At 67.6% G+C, this 15,407-nt stretch carries 10 protein-coding genes, 2 pseudogenes and 1 riboswitch; of the genes and pseudogenes, 7 read left to right on the top strand and 5 right to left on the bottom strand.

Annotated features, from left to right (window positions below):
- The 4 genes and pseudogenes from ACREPD_RS18930 to ACREPD_RS18915 all read left to right on the top strand — a co-directional run.
- Window positions 1-437: pseudogene (locus tag ACREPD_RS18930) on the top strand (hypothetical protein); the annotation flags it as partial.
- A gap of 111 nt (window positions 438-548) precedes the next feature.
- A complete protein-coding gene (locus tag ACREPD_RS18925) occupies window positions 549-1,319 on the top strand; it encodes a phosphatase PAP2 family protein (protein WP_431600746.1) in 771 nt (256 codons plus the stop codon).
- Window positions 1,316-2,968: a phosphoethanolamine transferase gene (locus ACREPD_RS18920; protein ID WP_431600745.1), complete on the top strand. Its 1,653-nt coding sequence runs from the start codon at window positions 1,316-1,318 to the stop codon at window positions 2,966-2,968. The genes ACREPD_RS18925 and ACREPD_RS18920 overlap by 4 nt, the downstream gene beginning before the upstream one ends.
- Before the next feature lie 77 nt (window positions 2,969-3,045).
- Entirely contained in the window at window positions 3,046-5,025 is a 1,980-nt protein-coding gene (locus tag ACREPD_RS18915) for a M2 family metallopeptidase (protein ID WP_431600744.1), read from the top strand.
- 59 nt (window positions 5,026-5,084) lie between these two features.
- Here the strand turns inward: ACREPD_RS18915 and ACREPD_RS18910 are convergent, their stop codons facing one another.
- Entirely contained in the window at window positions 5,085-5,471 is a 387-nt protein-coding gene (locus ACREPD_RS18910) for a hypothetical protein (protein WP_421569420.1), read from the bottom strand.
- A gap of 84 nt (window positions 5,472-5,555) precedes the next feature.
- Window positions 5,556-6,779, bottom strand: coding sequence for a multidrug effflux MFS transporter (locus ACREPD_RS18905; protein ID WP_431600743.1), 1,224 nt, complete (start codon window positions 6,777-6,779; stop codon window positions 5,556-5,558).
- Window positions 6,780-7,071: 292 nt separating this feature from the next.
- Window positions 7,072-7,173, top strand: a riboswitch (glycine riboswitch).
- 45 nt (window positions 7,174-7,218) lie between these two features.
- Between ACREPD_RS18905 and gcvP the strand changes: the two genes are divergently transcribed.
- Entirely contained in the window at window positions 7,219-10,098 is a 2,880-nt protein-coding gene (gene gcvP, locus ACREPD_RS18900; protein ID WP_431600742.1) for an aminomethyl-transferring glycine dehydrogenase, read from the top strand.
- 73 nt (window positions 10,099-10,171) lie between these two features.
- Here gcvP and ACREPD_RS18895 read toward each other — a convergent pair whose 3' ends face one another.
- Together ACREPD_RS18895 and ACREPD_RS18890 are read right to left on the bottom strand one after the other, a co-directional pair.
- The gene (locus ACREPD_RS18895; RefSeq protein ID WP_431600741.1) at window positions 10,172-11,566 is read right to left on the bottom strand and encodes an amino acid permease; all 1,395 of its coding nucleotides are present in this window, start codon (window positions 11,564-11,566) and stop codon (window positions 10,172-10,174) included.
- 85 nt (window positions 11,567-11,651) lie between these two features.
- On the bottom strand, window positions 11,652-12,362 hold the full coding sequence (locus ACREPD_RS18890; protein ID WP_431600740.1) for a PAS domain-containing protein: 711 nt from the start codon (window positions 12,360-12,362) through the stop codon (window positions 11,652-11,654).
- A gap of 179 nt (window positions 12,363-12,541) precedes the next feature.
- Here ACREPD_RS18890 and ACREPD_RS18885 point away from each other — a divergent pair, with 179 nt between their 5' ends.
- Complete coding sequence (locus ACREPD_RS18885; protein ID WP_431600739.1) at window positions 12,542-14,626, top strand: catalase; 2,085 nt, start codon at window positions 12,542-12,544, stop codon at window positions 14,624-14,626.
- A 13-nt stretch (window positions 14,627-14,639) separates the two neighbouring features.
- Window positions 14,640-14,792: pseudogene (locus ACREPD_RS18880) on the top strand (HupB); the annotation flags it as partial.
- Between the two features lie 161 nt (window positions 14,793-14,953).
- On the opposite strand, the gene ACREPD_RS18875 reads toward ACREPD_RS18880, so the two are convergent.
- Window positions 14,954-15,349, bottom strand: coding sequence for a SymE family type I addiction module toxin (locus tag ACREPD_RS18875; protein WP_431600738.1), 396 nt, complete (start codon window positions 15,347-15,349; stop codon window positions 14,954-14,956).
- Window positions 15,350-15,407 lie beyond the last annotated feature (58 nt).

The following is a 15,407-nucleotide window of genomic DNA, read 5'->3' as shown; positions in this document are numbered from 1 at the left end:
GGCTGCTGGTGCTGCTGACCTCGTTCCTGCTCTGGAACCTGTACGGCCTGGGCCTCATGCCCGCGCTGGACCCGTACAGCTCGGCGTCCGCGCTGATGCAGCGGGTGGGCCAGCGCATTGGGCCGGAGGCGGAACTGGGCATGCTGGCCTGGCGTGAGCAGAACCTGCTGCAGGCCGACCGCCCCGTGACCGAATTCGGCTTCAAGCGCCCGTGGGACGAGCAGTGGCAGGACGCCGGACCGTGGCTGGCGCAGTCGCCCGAGCACCGCTGGCTGCTGGTGCTGGAGCAGGCCGTGAGCCCCTGCATCGACCGCCAGCAGGGCATCGACATCGGCAGCAGCAACCGCAACAAATGGTTGCTGGTACCGGGCACCGCGTGGCGCCGCGACTGCAGCGCACACCTGCCCGCAGGTACGAGCGAGGACGACCAAGACTGAACGAATGTCGTATGTGGCGCGCATTTAACCGGCCACGAACGCCACTCCGACCGGACTCCGACAACACCCTGACGACCATGGCGGCGGTTCCAATCACCGACCCGCCTGCCCATGTCTTCAACGCCCGCCGTTCCCCTGGTGCTGACCGCAGCACTGCCGTCCGCCGCGCCGCGCTTCCTGCGCGGCCATCTGTGGCTGCCGCTGCTGGCCGTGCTGGCGGCCAGCGGCGTGCTCATGGGATGGGGCGGCGACCAGTGGCTGGCCGACCAGTTCTACCGGCTCGAAGGCCATCACTGGGCGCTGCAGAACGCGTGGCTCACCAGCCACCTGATCCACAAGGGTGGCAAGTGGGCCAGCACCTTCGGCGCGCTGCTGGCCATCGTGCTGTGCTTCCATGCCTGGCGCAGCGAGCGCGCGGCCGCCTGGCGCTGGCCGCTGCTGTACCTGGTGCTGGCCGTGGCGCTGGGCACCGGCCTGGTGTCGCTGCTCAAGTCGGTCACCCACATGGACTGCCCGTGGGACCTGACCCGCTACGGCGGCACGCGCGAATTCGTCGGCCTGCTCGCGGCGCGGCCGCACGGCATGCCCACCGGCGTGTGCTTCCCGGCCGGTCATTCCAGCGCCGGGTTCGCCTGGGTCAGCCTGTACTTCTTCGCGCTGATGGTGCGCCCGGCCTGGCGCTGGGGCGGGCTGGCGGTCGGCCTGCTGGCCGGCGGCGTGTTCGGGCTGTCGCAGCAGTTGCGCGGCGCCCACTTCCTGTCGCATGACCTGTGGACCCTGGCGACCTGCTGGACGGTGTCGCTGCTGCTGTTCGTGGCGGTGCAGCGCGTCCGCACCCACCCCCAACGCAGCGCCGCCCTGATGCAGGGAGCCCGCGCATGAATGCCGTTGCCTCACGCGCGCCCCGCCTCGCCTCGCTGACCACCCTGCGCCAGTGGCGCCCGAGCTGGTCCACCGAAACCCTGATTGCCCTCACCAGCGTGTTCTTCGCGCTGGCCTGCAATGGCCTGTTCTGGCACAGCGCGATGGCTACGCACCCGGGCAGCGTGCGCTTCGCGCTGTCGCTGCTGCTGTTGCTGGTCGGTGCGCACAGCCTGTTGATGGGCCTGCTGGTGTGGCGCTGGAATGCCAAGGTGATGATCGGCGTGCTGCTGCTGGGCACGGCGATGGCCGCGCATTACATGAGCAGTTACCACATCTACCTGGATGCGGACATGCTGCGCAACGTGCTGGCGACCGACCACAAGGAAAGCCGCGAACTGATCACCCCGGGCCTGATCGCACCGCTGGTGCTGCTGGCCCTGCTGCCGATGGCGGTGCTGTGGCGCGTGCAGCTGGTGCGCCGCAGCTGGGGCAAGGCCCTGCTGTGGCGTGCAGGCTTCCTGCTGCTGTCGGCCGGCGTCGCGCTGGGCGGCTCGATGCTGTCGTTCCAGGAAATGTCGGCGTTGATGCGCAACCAGCGCGAAGTGCGTTACCTGGCTACCCCGGGCAACTACCTGCTCGGCCTGCCCAAGGCGCTGCGCGGCGACAACCCCATCCAGCGCGCGCCCAAGCTGCCGATCGGACTGGATGCCAAAGCCACCCCGCGCGCCGCCGACAGCAAGCCGCGGCTGCTGGTGATCGTGATGGGTGAAACCGCGCGCGCGCAGAACTGGGGCTTGAACGGCTACGCGCGGCAGACCACGCCGCAGCTTGCGCAGACCAACGCGATCAACTTCCCCGACATGCATTCCTGCGGCACCAGCACCGAAGTATCGCTGCCGTGCCTGTTCTCGCCCTATGGCCGCCACGACTACGACGAGAAGAAGATCCGCGCGCACCAGTCGCTGCTGCATGTGCTGGACCACGCCGGCATCGGCACGCTGTGGCGCGACAATCAGTCCGGCTGCAAGGGCGTCTGCGAAGGGCTGCCGATGCAGGCGCTGGACGATGCGAAGCACCCCGAGCTGTGTGCCAACGGCCGCTGCATGGACGAGATCCTGATCGATGACCTCGCCGCACAGGTGCGCGCACGGCCCGGCGACCGCGTGGTGGTGCTGCACCAGCTGGGCAACCATGGGCCCAGCTATTTCCAGCGCTACCCCGACCGCTTCCGCCACTTCACCCCGACCTGCGACACGCCGGACCTGGGCAACTGCAGCCGCGAACAGATCACCAACGCCTACGACAACGCGCTGCTGTACACCGACCAGCTGCTGGCCCGCACCATCGGCACGCTGCAGGGCATGCAGGACTACGACACCGCGATGATCTACCTCTCCGACCACGGCGAATCGCTGGGCGAGAAGGGCCTGTACCTGCACGGCGTGCCCTACGCCATCGCACCCCAGGAACAGACCCGGGTGCCGATGACCATGTGGTTCTCGCCCGGCTTCGCCGCCAGCCGCGGCCTGGACCTGGCCTGCGTGCGCCGCCGCGCCACGCAGTACACCGACCATGACAACCTGTTCCCGTCGGTATTGGGGCTGATGCAGGTGAAGACAGAGCTGTACGAGCGCGACCGCGACCTGTTCGCCGGCTGCGCACGCTGACGGGACCTGTGGCTCTTGCGGTGCGGCGGCGGCCCCTCTAGCCTTCGCCGGGTCTGTCACCACCCAAGGATGTCCCCGTGAACCACCGCCCGCTCCTGCTGGCCCTGGCTGTCGGTGCTGCCGCACTGACGCTGGCGGCCTGCCAGAAGGAACCGTCCCCGGCCGCCGCGCCGGCCGCAGGCACCGCCGCGCCGACCGAAACCGCGGACCAGTTCATCGCCCGCGTCAACGCCGAGTACAAGGCCCTGTACCCGGAAATGACCTCGGCCCAGTGGCTGTCCTCGACCTACATCAATGACGATTCCGAGCGGGTGGCGGCCAAGGCCAACGAGCGCTGGCTGACCATCCTCAATGGCTGGATCGCCCAGGCCGGCAAGTACGACGGCCAGCCGATGAGCGAAGACACCAAGCGCCAGATCCACCTGCTCAAGCTGATGACGGCCATGCCGGCACCCCGCGACCCGGCCAAGCTCAGCGAGCTGACCCGCATCGCCAGCCGTATGGAAGGCGCCTACGGCTCGGGCAAGTACTGCACCGACGAGGCCAACCCGGCCAGCTGCCGCCAGCTGGGCGACCTGGAGCAGGTGCTCGCGCGCAGCCGCGACTACGACAAGCAGCTGGACGCGTGGCAGGGCTGGCACGGCACCACCAAGCCGATGCGCGCCGATTACCAGCGCTTCGTGGGCCTGGTCAACGAAGGCGCCAAGGAAATGGGCTTCGCCGACGCCGGCCAGATGTGGCGCAGCGGCTACGACATGCCGGCCGAGCAGATTGGCCCGGAAACCGACCGCCTGTGGGAACAGGTCAAGCCGATGTACGAGCAGCTGCACTGCTACGCCCGTACCAAGCTGGACGCCACCTACGGCAAGGACAAGGCCGAGACCGAAGGCGGCCTGATCGCCGCGCACCTGCTGGGCAACATGTGGCAGCAGGACTGGTCCAACCTGTGGGACCAGCTGGAGCCCTACCCCGGCGCCGGCAGCCTGGACATCACCGCCGCGCTGGAAAAGCAGTACCAGACCAACCTGAGCGGCGCGCTGGCCAAGGCCGGCGGCAACAACGCCAACGTGGAAGCGCAGTTCAAGGCGCAGCGTGAGGCCGAGCTGCGCACCGCCAAGCAGATGACCGAACGCGCGCAGGATTTCTACGTCTCGCTGGGCATGCCGGCGCTGCCGAAGTCGTACTGGGACAAGACCCAGTTCATCAAGCCGCTGGACCGTGACGTGGTCTGCCACGCCAGCGCGTGGGACATGAACATGGAGGGCGATGTGCGCACCAAGATGTGCATCAAGCCGACCGAAGAAAACTTCACCACCATCTATCACGAGCTCGGCCACATCTATTACGACCTGGCCTACAACCCGCTGCCGCCGCTGTTCCAGGGCGGTGCCAACGATGGCTTCCACGAGGCGATCGGCGACACCATCGTGCTGGCGATGACCCCGCAGTACCTCAACTCGATCGGCCTGGTGGACAAGCCGCAGGAAAGCCGCGAGGCCACCATCAACGCGCAGATGCGCATGGCGCTGAGCGGCGTGTCGTTCCTGCCGTTCGGGCTGATGATCGACCGCTGGCGCTGGGGCGTGTTCGACGGTTCGATCACCCCGGACCAGTACAACAAGGCGTGGTGGGACCTGAAGGCGAAGTACCAGGGCGTGGCGCCGGCCTCGGCGCGCGGCGAGGAGTTCTTCGATCCGGGCGCGAAGTACCACGTGCCGGGCAACACCCCGTACACGCGCTACTTCCTGGCGCGCATCCTGCAGTTCCAGTTCTACAAGGGCCTGTGCGACGCGGCCGGCTACAAGGGCCCGCTGCACCAGTGCAGCTTCTACGGCAACAAGGAAGCCGGCCAGAAGTTCTGGGCGATGCTGAGCAAGGGTGCCAGCCAGCCGTGGCAGGCCACGCTGAAGGAAATCACCGGCGGCGACAAGCTCGATGCCGGCCCGATGATCGAGTACTTCACCCCGGTCAACGAATGGCTCAAGCAGCAGAACCAGGGCCAGATGTGCGGCTGGCAGGCGCCGACGGCAACGGCGGCGGCGCCCAAGGCGCCGTAAACGAAAAAACCGGCCTTCGGGCCGGTTTTTTTTGCCCGACGATGCGCGCGTCGTGCCCGTTACGATTTCGGTTTCAGGGACGCCGCCAGTTCCGCCTTGAACTGCTCGAAATCCTTGCCCTCGGCCTTCGCTTCGGCATGCGCGGCGTCTTTCAGCGCGTCCGAATACACCAGGCGCACCGGCGTGCCCTGACGTTCCTGCAGCTCGGCGGCCTGCATGATCAGGGCCAGCACGCGTGCGGCGCTGGTGGTCTGGCCTGCGATGCGGCCGTCCATGCCCAGCACCCATTCGCCATCGCGGCGGACCACGCCGGCCAGCAGCGTGCGCTGCTGATCGCGCAGTTCGGCATGCGGTTCCACCGGCGAGGCATGGGCTTTTTCGCGGTTGGCGGCTTCGGCTTCGCGGCGCTTGCGCAGGTCACGGCGCAGTTTGGAGGTGGTCGACATCGGGGGGACTTCCGGACTGCATCAAAGGGAAAAGGATAACGCACCGGGCCCGGCCAGCCATGGCCGGCCCCGGGTGCACGGGGTTCAGGCCGCGGTTGCCAGCGCCTCGCGGCGGCGCTCGCAGCGCCGCTCCCAGAACCAGAAACTGGCACCGATCGCGAAGAAACCAGCGTAGCCCAGCGCCAGATGCAGCGGCTGGGCGCTGAGCAGGGGCGAGACCACGCCGGCCACTACGGTGTTGATCATCAACTGGATGAACATCTGCATGGACGACGCCAGCCCGCGCTGGTGCGGGTACATGTCCAGCACCGCCAGGGCGAGGATCGGGAAGATCAGCGCCATGCCCACGCCGCCGATGAAGATCGGCAGCACTGCCCACGGCAGCGCGATATGCCCTACCGCCAGCACGTAGGCAAGATTGACCAGCGCCGATGCCGCGCACAGCGCGAAGCCGATGCCCACCTGCCGCTGCGCCGTGATCCGCCCGGCCATGCGCCCGGACAGGAACGAACCCACCGTCATGCCGCCGATGGTGGGAATGAACAACCAGGCAAAACCGCCCTCGCCCAGCCGCAGGTGCTGCATCACGAACACCGGGGCCGAGGCGATGTACAGGAAAATGCCGGAGAAATTGAACGCGCCGGCCGCCGCCAGCCGCAGCAGCCGCGGGTTGGTGCCCATCTGCACATAGCTGCGCAGCAGCGCGCCGGCCGACAGCGGCGTGCGCGCCTCCACCGGGTGGGTCTCGGGCAGCCACTTGCCGGTGGCGACCAGCAACACCAGCGCAAACACCACCAGGAACCAGAAGATCAGCGGCCAATCGCCGCCGCCGAGCAGGATCCAGCCGCCGATGATCGGCGCGATCGCCGGGGCGATGCCGAAGATCATCGAGACCTGGCTCATCAGCCGCTGCGCGTCGGCGCCGTGGTACAGGTCGCGGATCACCGCGCGGCCTACGATCACGCCCACGCCGGCGGTCACGCCCTGCAGCGCGCGGAACACCAGCAGCGTGGTCAGGTCGCGCGACAGCGCGCAGCCGATGGAGGCGGCGATGAACAGCACCAGCCCGCCGAGGATCACCCGGCGGCGCCCGAACGCATCCGACAGCGGGCCATGCGCCAGGCTCATCAGGCCATAGAACAGCAGGTAGACGCTGACGGTCTGCTGCACGGCGACCTGGTCCACCTGCATGCGTTCGCCCAGCAGCAGGAAGGCCGGGAAAATGGTGTCGATCGAGAACGGACCGAACATGGCCAGCCCGGCAAGCAACAGGGCCAGGCGGCGGGTCGAGGGTGAGGCGGGCGTCATCGGGTCTTCCGTCAACGGCCATGCGCGAACGCATGGAAGGCGCCGGCCCGGAACGGGTGGCACCTGATGAATACGAGGATCCGGCCATGATAGGCCGTCCGCCTGCCTGGCACCATGCCCGGCGGCCGGTGACGCGCCGGTCGACGCCCCCTGTTCATGTGCCGGACGGCCGCTGGCGGCCGGGCTGCTGGGCTATAATCGCCGGGCTACATGGTGGGAGAAGCGGAGAGTTGTTTTGACCCCCGCTGCCGAAGGCGCAACGCCCGTAATCGCTCAGGCCCGATACCACCCGCATCAAAACTCTGGAGAGACCGGCCACTGCCGGCGCCGAAGGGGCACGAAGCACGCAGATGCGCGCTTTTAAACTCTCAGGCAAAAGGACAGAGGGGCACCCAGGAAGGCCGCAAGGTCTTCTGACCGTGCGTGCCCACTCTCCGAGATGCCAGCCATGTCAAAGAACACCCCTTCCCTGCGCGAGCTTGAACACAGCCACGCGTTCGTCGAACGCCACATCGGCCCCAACGACGCCGAAATCGCGCAGATGCTCGACGTGGTGGGCCACACCTCGCTCGACGCGCTGACCGACGCGATCGTGCCGGCCGGGATCAAGTCGCCGGCACCGCTGGCGCTGCCCGAGTCGCTGACCGAAGTGGAAGCGCTGGCCAAGATCCGCGCGATCGCCGACAAGAACCAGGTGTTCCGCACCTTCATCGGCCAAGGCTACTACGGCACCCTCACCCCGAACGTCATCCTGCGCAACGTGCTGGAAAACCCGGCGTGGTACACGGCGTACACGCCCTACCAGGCCGAGATCTCGCAGGGCCGCATGGAAGCGCTGATCAACTTCCAGACCCTGTGCGCCGACCTCACCGGCATGGAGATCGCCAACGCCTCGCTGCTGGACGAAGCCACCGCCGCCGCCGAGGCGATGACCCTGGCCAAGCGTTCGGCCAAGAGCAAGTCCGACACCTTCTTCGTGCACGACGCCGTGCACCCGCAGACGCTGGAACTGCTGCGCACCCGCGCCGAGCCGATGGGCATCGTGCTGCGCGTGGGCACCCCGGCCGAGGCGATGGAAGCCGAAGCCTACGGCGTGCTGCTGCAGTACCCGGACACCTTCGGCCACGTGGGCGACTACAAGGCGCTGGCCGACGCGGTGCACGCGCGCGGCGGCCTGGTGGCCGTGGCCACCGACCTGCTCGCACTGACCCTGATCGCCGCCCCCGGCGAATGGGGCGCGGACATCGTGGTGGGCAACTCGCAGCGCTTCGGCGTGCCGTTCGGTTTCGGTGGCCCGCACGCCGCGTTCATGGCCTGCCGTGACGCCTACAAGCGTTCCATGCCGGGCCGCCTGATCGGCGTGTCGGTCGACGCGCAGGGCAATGCCGCCTACCGCCTGACCCTGCAGACCCGCGAACAGCACATCCGCCGCGAGAAGGCGACCTCCAACATCTGCACCGCACAGGTGCTGCTGGCGGTGATGGCCTCGATGTACGCCGTGTACCACGGCCCGGACGGCCTGACCCGCATCGCGCGCCGCACCCATCGCCTGGCCGCCATCCTGGCCGCCGCGCTGCGTGGCGCCGGCGTCAACGTTGGCGAGCACTTCTTCGACACGCTGCACGTCAAGGACATCGACGCCAAGGCGATCCACGCCAAGGCCGCCGCCGCACGCATCAACCTGCGCGCGATCGACAGCGAAGCGGTGGGCATCAGCCTGGACGAAACCGCCACCCGCGCCGACATCGTCGCGCTGGGCCAGCTGTTCGGCGTGAGCGTGGACGTGGAAGCGCTCGACGCGGCCACCGCCGACGCCCTGCCGGCCGGCCTGGTGCGCACCAGCGCGTTCCTGACCCACCCGGTGTTCAACACCCACCACAGCGAACACGAGCTGCTGCGTTACCTGCGCTCGCTGGCCGACAAGGACCTGGCGATGGATCGCACCATGATCCCGCTGGGCAGCTGCACCATGAAGCTCAACGCCACCGCCGAGATGATCCCGGTGACCTGGCCGGAGTTCGCCAACATCCACCCGCTGGCCCCGGCCGACCAGGCCACCGGCTACAAGGAACTGATCGACGGCTTGGAAGCGATGCTGGTCGAGTGCACCGGCTATGACGCGGTGAGCCTGCAGCCGAACTCCGGCGCGCAGGGCGAATACGCCGGCCTGCTGGCGATCCGCGCCTACCACCGCTCGCGCGGCGAAGGCCATCGCGACGTCTGCCTGATTCCGGATTCGGCGCACGGCACCAACCCGGCCTCGGCGCAGATGTGCGGCATGAAGGTGGTGGTGACCAAGACCGACGCCAACGGCAACGTCGACGTGGAAGACATCCGCGTCAACGCCGAGAAGTACGGCGACCGCCTGGCCGCGCTGATGATCACCTACCCCTCCACGCATGGCGTGTTCGAGGAAGAAGTGGTCGAAATCTGCGAGATCATCCACAAGCACGGCGGCCAGGTGTACACCGACGGCGCCAACATGAACGCCCTGGTCGGCGTGGCCAAGCCCGGCAAGTGGGGCTCGGACGTGTCGCACCTGAACCTGCACAAGACCTTCTGCATTCCGCACGGCGGCGGTGGCCCGGGCGTGGGCCCGTGTGCGGTCAAGTCGCACCTGGCCCCGTTCCTGCCCAAGGTACTGGGCGGCGAAGGCGACGTGGGCATGGTGAGCGCGGCCAGCTTCGGCAGCGCGTCCATCCTGCCGATCAGCTGGATGTACATCACCCTGATGGGCACTGCCGGCCTGCGCAAGGCCACCCAGGTGGCCCTGCTCAACGCCAACTACATCGCCAAGCGGCTGGCCCCGCACTTCAAGACGCTCTATACCGGCCGTAACGGGCTGGTGGCGCACGAGTGCATCCTGGACGTGCGCCCGCTGGAGAAGACCTCCGGCATTGGTGCGGAAGACGTGGCCAAGCGCCTGATCGACTTCGGCTTCCATGCCCCGACCCTGAGCTTCCCGGTCGCCGGCACGCTGATGGTGGAACCGACCGAGAGCGAATCGCTGCATGAGCTGGACCGCTTCATCAACGCGATGATCCAGATCCGCGAGGAAATCGCTGCCATCGAAGACGGCCGCCTGGACCGCGAGGACAACCCGCTCAAGCACGCCCCGCATACCGCCACGGCGGTGTCGGCCAGCGAGTGGTCGCACGCCTACCCGCGTGAACTGGCGGCCTTCCCGCTGGCCAGCCTGCGCCAGCAGAAGTACTGGCCGCCGGTGGCACGCGTGGACAACGTGTACGGCGACAAGAACGTGATGTGCGCCTGCATCCCGGTGGATGCATACAAGGAAGACGAGGGCGTGGAGGTCTGATCCTGCCGCCCTGATGAAACGAAAACGGCCCGCGCAAGCGGGCCGTTTTTTGTGGGGTCAATCTTTTGCAGGGTCAATCGTGGTGGCGGTTGCGGCGTACGCGCCGCGCGATTTCACTGGTGATCGCAATGATCGCGGTCAGCAACGCCATGGACAGGAACTGGATGCGGGTGTGCGCCTCGGACAGCAACAGGCCGAAGATCAGCGCCAGCACGGCCAAGCCCAGCACGGTGAGGTACGGGTAGCCGGCCATGCGGAACGGCAGGCGCGTGCCGTCGCGGTTGGCACGATGGCGCAGGATCAGCTGCGACAGCAGGGAGATCGTCCACACCAGCAGGCAGGTGGAGCCCACGATGTTCAGCAGCACCGGCAGCACCTTGTCCGGGAACACCAGCTCCATCACCGTGGCGGCGAAGCCGAACAGCACGCTGGCCAGCACGGCGATGATCGGCACGTGGCGCGGATCGGTCCAGCCCAGCACCGCCGGCGCTTCGCGGCGGCGCGCCAGCGAATACATCATGCGCGAGGCGCCATACAGGTTGGCATTGAGCGCCGACAAGAGCGCGATCACCGCGATCAGGGTGATGGCCGTGGCCGCCCCCGGAATCTGGGCCACCTGCAGCACTGCCGCGAACGGCGAGCTCAGCGAGGCGCTGTTCCACGGCACCACCGCGATGATCACGCTCAGCGAGCCGATGTAGAACACCAGGATGCGCCATGCCACCGTGCGAATGGCGCGGGCGATGCTGCGCTCCGGGTCTTCGGTCTCGGCCGCCGCAACCGCCACGATCTCGGTGCCACCGAAGGCGAAGATCACCACCAGCAGCGCCGCGCCGATCCCGGCCAGGCCCTTGGGCGCAAAGCCGCCGTGCTCGGTGAAGTTGCTCAAGCCAGGCGAGGCCACGTTCGGCAGCCACCCCATCAGCAGCGCCACGCCGATCAGGATGAAGCCGATGATGGCGGCCACCTTGAGGATGGCGAACCAGAACTCGAATTCGCCGAAGTTCTTCACGCCCAGCAGGTTGATCGCGGTGAAGAACAGCATGAAGGCCAGCGCCGCCATCGGCACCGGAATCACCGGCCACACGGTGGCCAGCAGCCCGGCCGCGCCCACCGCTTCGGCGGCGATCACGATCACCAGCTGCACCCACCACAGCCACCCCACGGTGGCGCCGGCGGTGGCGCCCATGGCGTCGGCCGCGTACACCGAAAACGCGCCGCTGGTCGGCTTGGCCGCGGCCATTTCGCCCAGCGCATTCATCACGATGATCACCAGCGCCCCGGCAACCAGGTAGGACAACAGCACCGCCGGACCGGCGGCCTGCACGCCCACGCCGGAGCCGAGGAACAGGCCCGCGCCAATGGCGCTGCCGAGGCCCATCATGATCAGCTGGCGGGGTTTGAGCGCGTGCCCAAGGCGGGTGTTGGCGGGTGCCGCAGCGGCGGCCGGAGTCTGGGATGCGGGCATCGGAATCGATTGGCGGGCAACAGGTGCGACACCATACCTTGTCCGGCCCGCAGACGGGATAGGGGTTTGCCCGCCTGCGCTGACCTCAGGCGTCGGCGCGCTCGGCGATCTGCACCCGGTAGGCCCGCGGCGACACCCCGACCTCGGCCTTGAACTTGCGGGTGAACGCACTCTGGTCGGTAAAGCCGCAGGCTTGGCCGATGCTGGCGATGGTGTCGCTGCCGTGCAGCAGATGCACCGCCATCTGGATGCGCAGGCGGGTCAGCACCTGCTGCGGGGTCATCTGGAACACCTTGCGGAACGTACGCTCCAGCTTGGAGAGCGAGAACCCGGTGATGTCCAGCAGCGTCTGCATGCGCACATTCTCGGCGTAATGCGCGTTCAGGTGGGCCAGCGCGAGGCGCAGCTGTTCGTACTGCGTGCCCAGGCTGTCCTTCTGCCCCAGGTCGCGGGAGATGCCGATCAGGCCCCGGATCTGCCCCTCCACCAGCAGCGGGCGCTTGCAGGTCAGGCACCAGCCCGGCTCGCGGTTGGCGAACAGGTGCAGTTCCATCAGGTTCTCGATGACCTTGCCGGCCAGCACCTGCGCGTCCTGCGTGGCGTAGTCGGCCCCCAGGCCGGTTGGATAGATCTCCGCCGCGGTGCGCCCGATGACCTCCTTGCGCGACTTCAGGCCCAGCCGGCGCAGCATGGTCTGGTTGATGTGCGTGTAGCGCCCGTCGCGGTCCTTCATGAAGAACAGCACGTCGGGAATCGCATCGAACAGGGCTTCGATGTCGGCGGGTTCAACGCGCATGCGGGCGTGGGCGGATGGGGAACACGACAGTAAGGATACCTGTCCGGCACCGTATGTACCCCACGCCGGCCCTGCATGTGAAGCGCAGGTGCAAGCGCGACGTGGTTCTCCGACCGTCGATTAACGCTCCGGCCGCCAGTGTGAGGCGTTGAGTCCCCCTGCCAGCCCGGAGTCGCCTGATGGCCACCAGCAAGCCCCGCACCAAACCCGCCCCGCCCGCCGACCACCGTGGCGAGGGCGACGAGCTGCACCAGCGCGCCGGCGGCGGCCATCCCGCGCTCACCACCAACCAGGGCATTCCGGTGGCGGACAACCAGAACTCGCTGCGCGACACCCCGCGCGGGCCGACGTTGCTGGAAGACTTCATCCTGCGCGAGAAGATCACCCACTTCGATCATGAGCGCATTCCCGAGCGCATCGTGCACGCGCGCGGCAGCGCCGCCCATGGCTACTTCGAACTCACCCGTTCGCTGCACGAGTACAGCCGCGCGCGCGTGCTGACCGAGGTGGGCGTGCGCACGCCGGTGTTCACCCGCTTCTCCACCGTGGCCGGCGGCGCCGGGTCGGTCGACACCCCGCGCGACGTGCGCGGCTTTGCGGTGAAGTTCTATACCCGCGAAGGCAATTGGGACCTGGTGGGCAACAACATCCCGGTGTTCTTCATCCAGGACGCGATCAAGTTCCCCGACCTCATCCACGCGGTGAAGATGGAACCGGACCGGGGATTCCCGCAGGCGGGCAGCGCGCATGACACGTTCTGGGATTTTGTCTCGCTGATGCCCGAATCGATGCACATGATCATGTGGGCCATGAGCGACCGTGCCATTCCGCGCTCGCTGCGGATGATCGAAGGCTTCGGCATCCACAGTTTCCGGCTGATCAACGACGCGGGCGAATCCACCTTCGTCAAATTCCACTGGCGGCCGAAGCTGGGCCTGCAGTCCACGGTATGGGACGAGGCCGTGAAGCTGCAGAGCGCGGACAACGACTTCCACCGCCGTGACCTGTTCGAGGCGATCACCGCAGGCGACTTCCCCGAATGGGAGCTGGCGGTACAGCTGTTCACCGAAGAAGAGGCCGACGGCTTCCCGTTCGACCACCTGGACCCGACCAAGATCATTCCCGAATCGCTGGTGCCGCTGACCGTGATCGGGCGGATGGTGCTGGACCGCTGGCCGGACAACTTCTTCGCCGAAACCGAGCAGGTCGCCTACTGCCCGGCCAACGTGCCGCCGGGCATCGACTTCAGCAACGACCCGCTGCTGCAGGGCCGGTTGTTCTCCTACCTGGACACCCAGCTCAGCCGGCTGGGCGGACCCAACTTCCACCAGATCCCGGTCAATGCGCCGAAGTGCCCGTTCGCCAACCACCAGCGCGACGGCCACATGCAGATGGGCATCCCCAAGGGCCGCGTGGCCTACGAGCCCAGCTCGCTGCAGGGCGACAGCCCGCGCGAATCCGCCGACGGCTTCACCAGTCATGCCACCCCGGCCGACGATGGCCGCAAGGGGCGCGTCCGCGCGGCCAGCTTCGCCGACCACTACAGCCAGGCGCGCATGTTCTTCCGCAGCCTGGAGGCGCCGGAGCAGGCGCATGTTGCCTCCGCGCTGGTGTTCGAGTTGTCCAAGGTCGAGACCGCGGCCGTGCGCGAGCGCACCGTGAGCCACCTGCGCAACATCGACGAGTCACTGGCCAAGCGCGTGGCCGATGGCCTGGCCCTCCCCGCCCTGCCCGATGCCGCCCCCACCGCCACGCCGGCCAAGGACATGCCGAAGGCGCCGGAAGTGCGCGTGATCGGCCGCACCAAGGACCTGCTCAAGGGGCGTTGCGTGGGCATTCTGTTCGATGAGGGCTCCGACGCCGGCCTGATCGCCAGCCTGCGCAAGGCCGCCGAGAAGGCGGGTGCCACGGTGAAGCTGGTGGCGCCGAAAATCGGCGGCGGCAAGCTCAGCGACGGCAAGCTGCAGCCCGCCGACGGCCAGCTCGCCGGCACCCCGTCAGTCGTCTTCGACGCGGTCGCCATCGTCCTCAGCACCGACGCCGCCAAGCGCCTGTCCAAGGAATCGGCCGCGGTCGATTTCGCCGCCGATGCGTGGGCCCACCTGAAGGCCATCGCCGCCGACGAAGGTGCCCAGCTGCTGCTCAAGACCGCACGCGTGGGCAAGGACAACGGCGTGGTCGAAGCGGAAGACGCCAAGGGCTTCGTGGCTGCGGCGGCGACCCGCCAATGGGCCCGTGAACCCAAGGTGCGCACACTCGCGTAAAGGAGAAACCGCCATGCCCCGCGGAGACAAATCCAGCTACACCGACAAACAGAAGCGCCAGGCCGCGCACATCGAACAAAGCGAAAAGGCCGAAGGCCGCAGTGATGCCGCGGCCGAGCGCATCGCCTGGGCCACGGTCAACAAACAGGATGGCGGCGGCAAGAAGCACCCGGCGAAAAAGACCGCCGGACGGTAGGATCGGTTCCCGAACGATCGCCGATAGCGCCTCACCGCCCGGTAACGCATGACGCACGAACGGAGCGCGCATGCACTTCCCCGGTAGGGGTGGCGGCGAAAACCGACACCCCTTTTCGAGCAAGCCTCGCCCTAGGCCGCGTCCACTGCCTCACCCGCGCGTCGCCTGATCCCCAATGACTGCAACACCATCCTCCGCGATACAAACCGCGACGCAGCCCCGTCAGCCGGCGCCGCCAGCGTCAAAACCAGCTTCCCCGGCTCGATCGATACGACCACCCGACTTCCCACCTCGATCCCCACCATATTCATCCACATGCCGCGAAGCATGAGGGAAGGAACAGCGAGCCCATTCCCGTTTGCCGGAGAACGCGAATTGTGAAGCGGACGAATCTTCAGGCTGATGGGCCTGGTCCAATAACAGCGCTGCGCGGACGGAACTTCACCAGTCGGCGCTAAGGATGCTCTGAATAACGAGCTTCGAGGCCTGAATTCTCGGGCCAGGCTCGATGTGCGACCGACTGACACCTAAGATTGATTATGTTGTGCTGTTTTGGAGGCGCCAGCGGGCACCTCCAGACGGATT

The organism is Stenotrophomonas sp. (genome assembly GCF_050737075.1).
Lineage (GTDB): Bacteria > Pseudomonadota > Gammaproteobacteria > Xanthomonadales > Xanthomonadaceae > Stenotrophomonas.
Note: the sequence above shows the minus strand (reverse complement) of the source record. Positions and strands in the feature narration are given on the sequence as shown.

Bases quoted from the DNA above. Each gene is read 5' to 3' on its own strand.
- gcvP (WP_431600742.1), top strand. From the start codon at position 7,219: ATGCCAGCCATGTCAAAGAACACCCCTTCCCTGCGCGAGCTTGAACAC.
- ACREPD_RS18895 (WP_431600741.1), bottom strand. From the start codon at position 11,566: ATGCCCGCATCCCAGACTCCGGCCGCCGCTGCGGCACCCGCCAACACC.
- ACREPD_RS18905 (WP_431600743.1), bottom strand. From the start codon at position 6,779: ATGACGCCCGCCTCACCCTCGACCCGCCGCCTGGCCCTGTTGCTTGCC.
- ACREPD_RS18890 (WP_431600740.1), bottom strand. From the start codon at position 12,362: ATGCGCGTTGAACCCGCCGACATCGAAGCCCTGTTCGATGCGATTCCC.
- ACREPD_RS18920 (WP_431600745.1), top strand. From the start codon at position 1,316: ATGAATGCCGTTGCCTCACGCGCGCCCCGCCTCGCCTCGCTGACCACC.
- ACREPD_RS18925 (WP_431600746.1), top strand. From the start codon at position 549: ATGTCTTCAACGCCCGCCGTTCCCCTGGTGCTGACCGCAGCACTGCCG.
- ACREPD_RS18910 (WP_421569420.1), bottom strand. From the start codon at position 5,471: ATGTCGACCACCTCCAAACTGCGCCGTGACCTGCGCAAGCGCCGCGAA.
- ACREPD_RS18885 (WP_431600739.1), top strand. From the start codon at position 12,542: ATGGCCACCAGCAAGCCCCGCACCAAACCCGCCCCGCCCGCCGACCAC.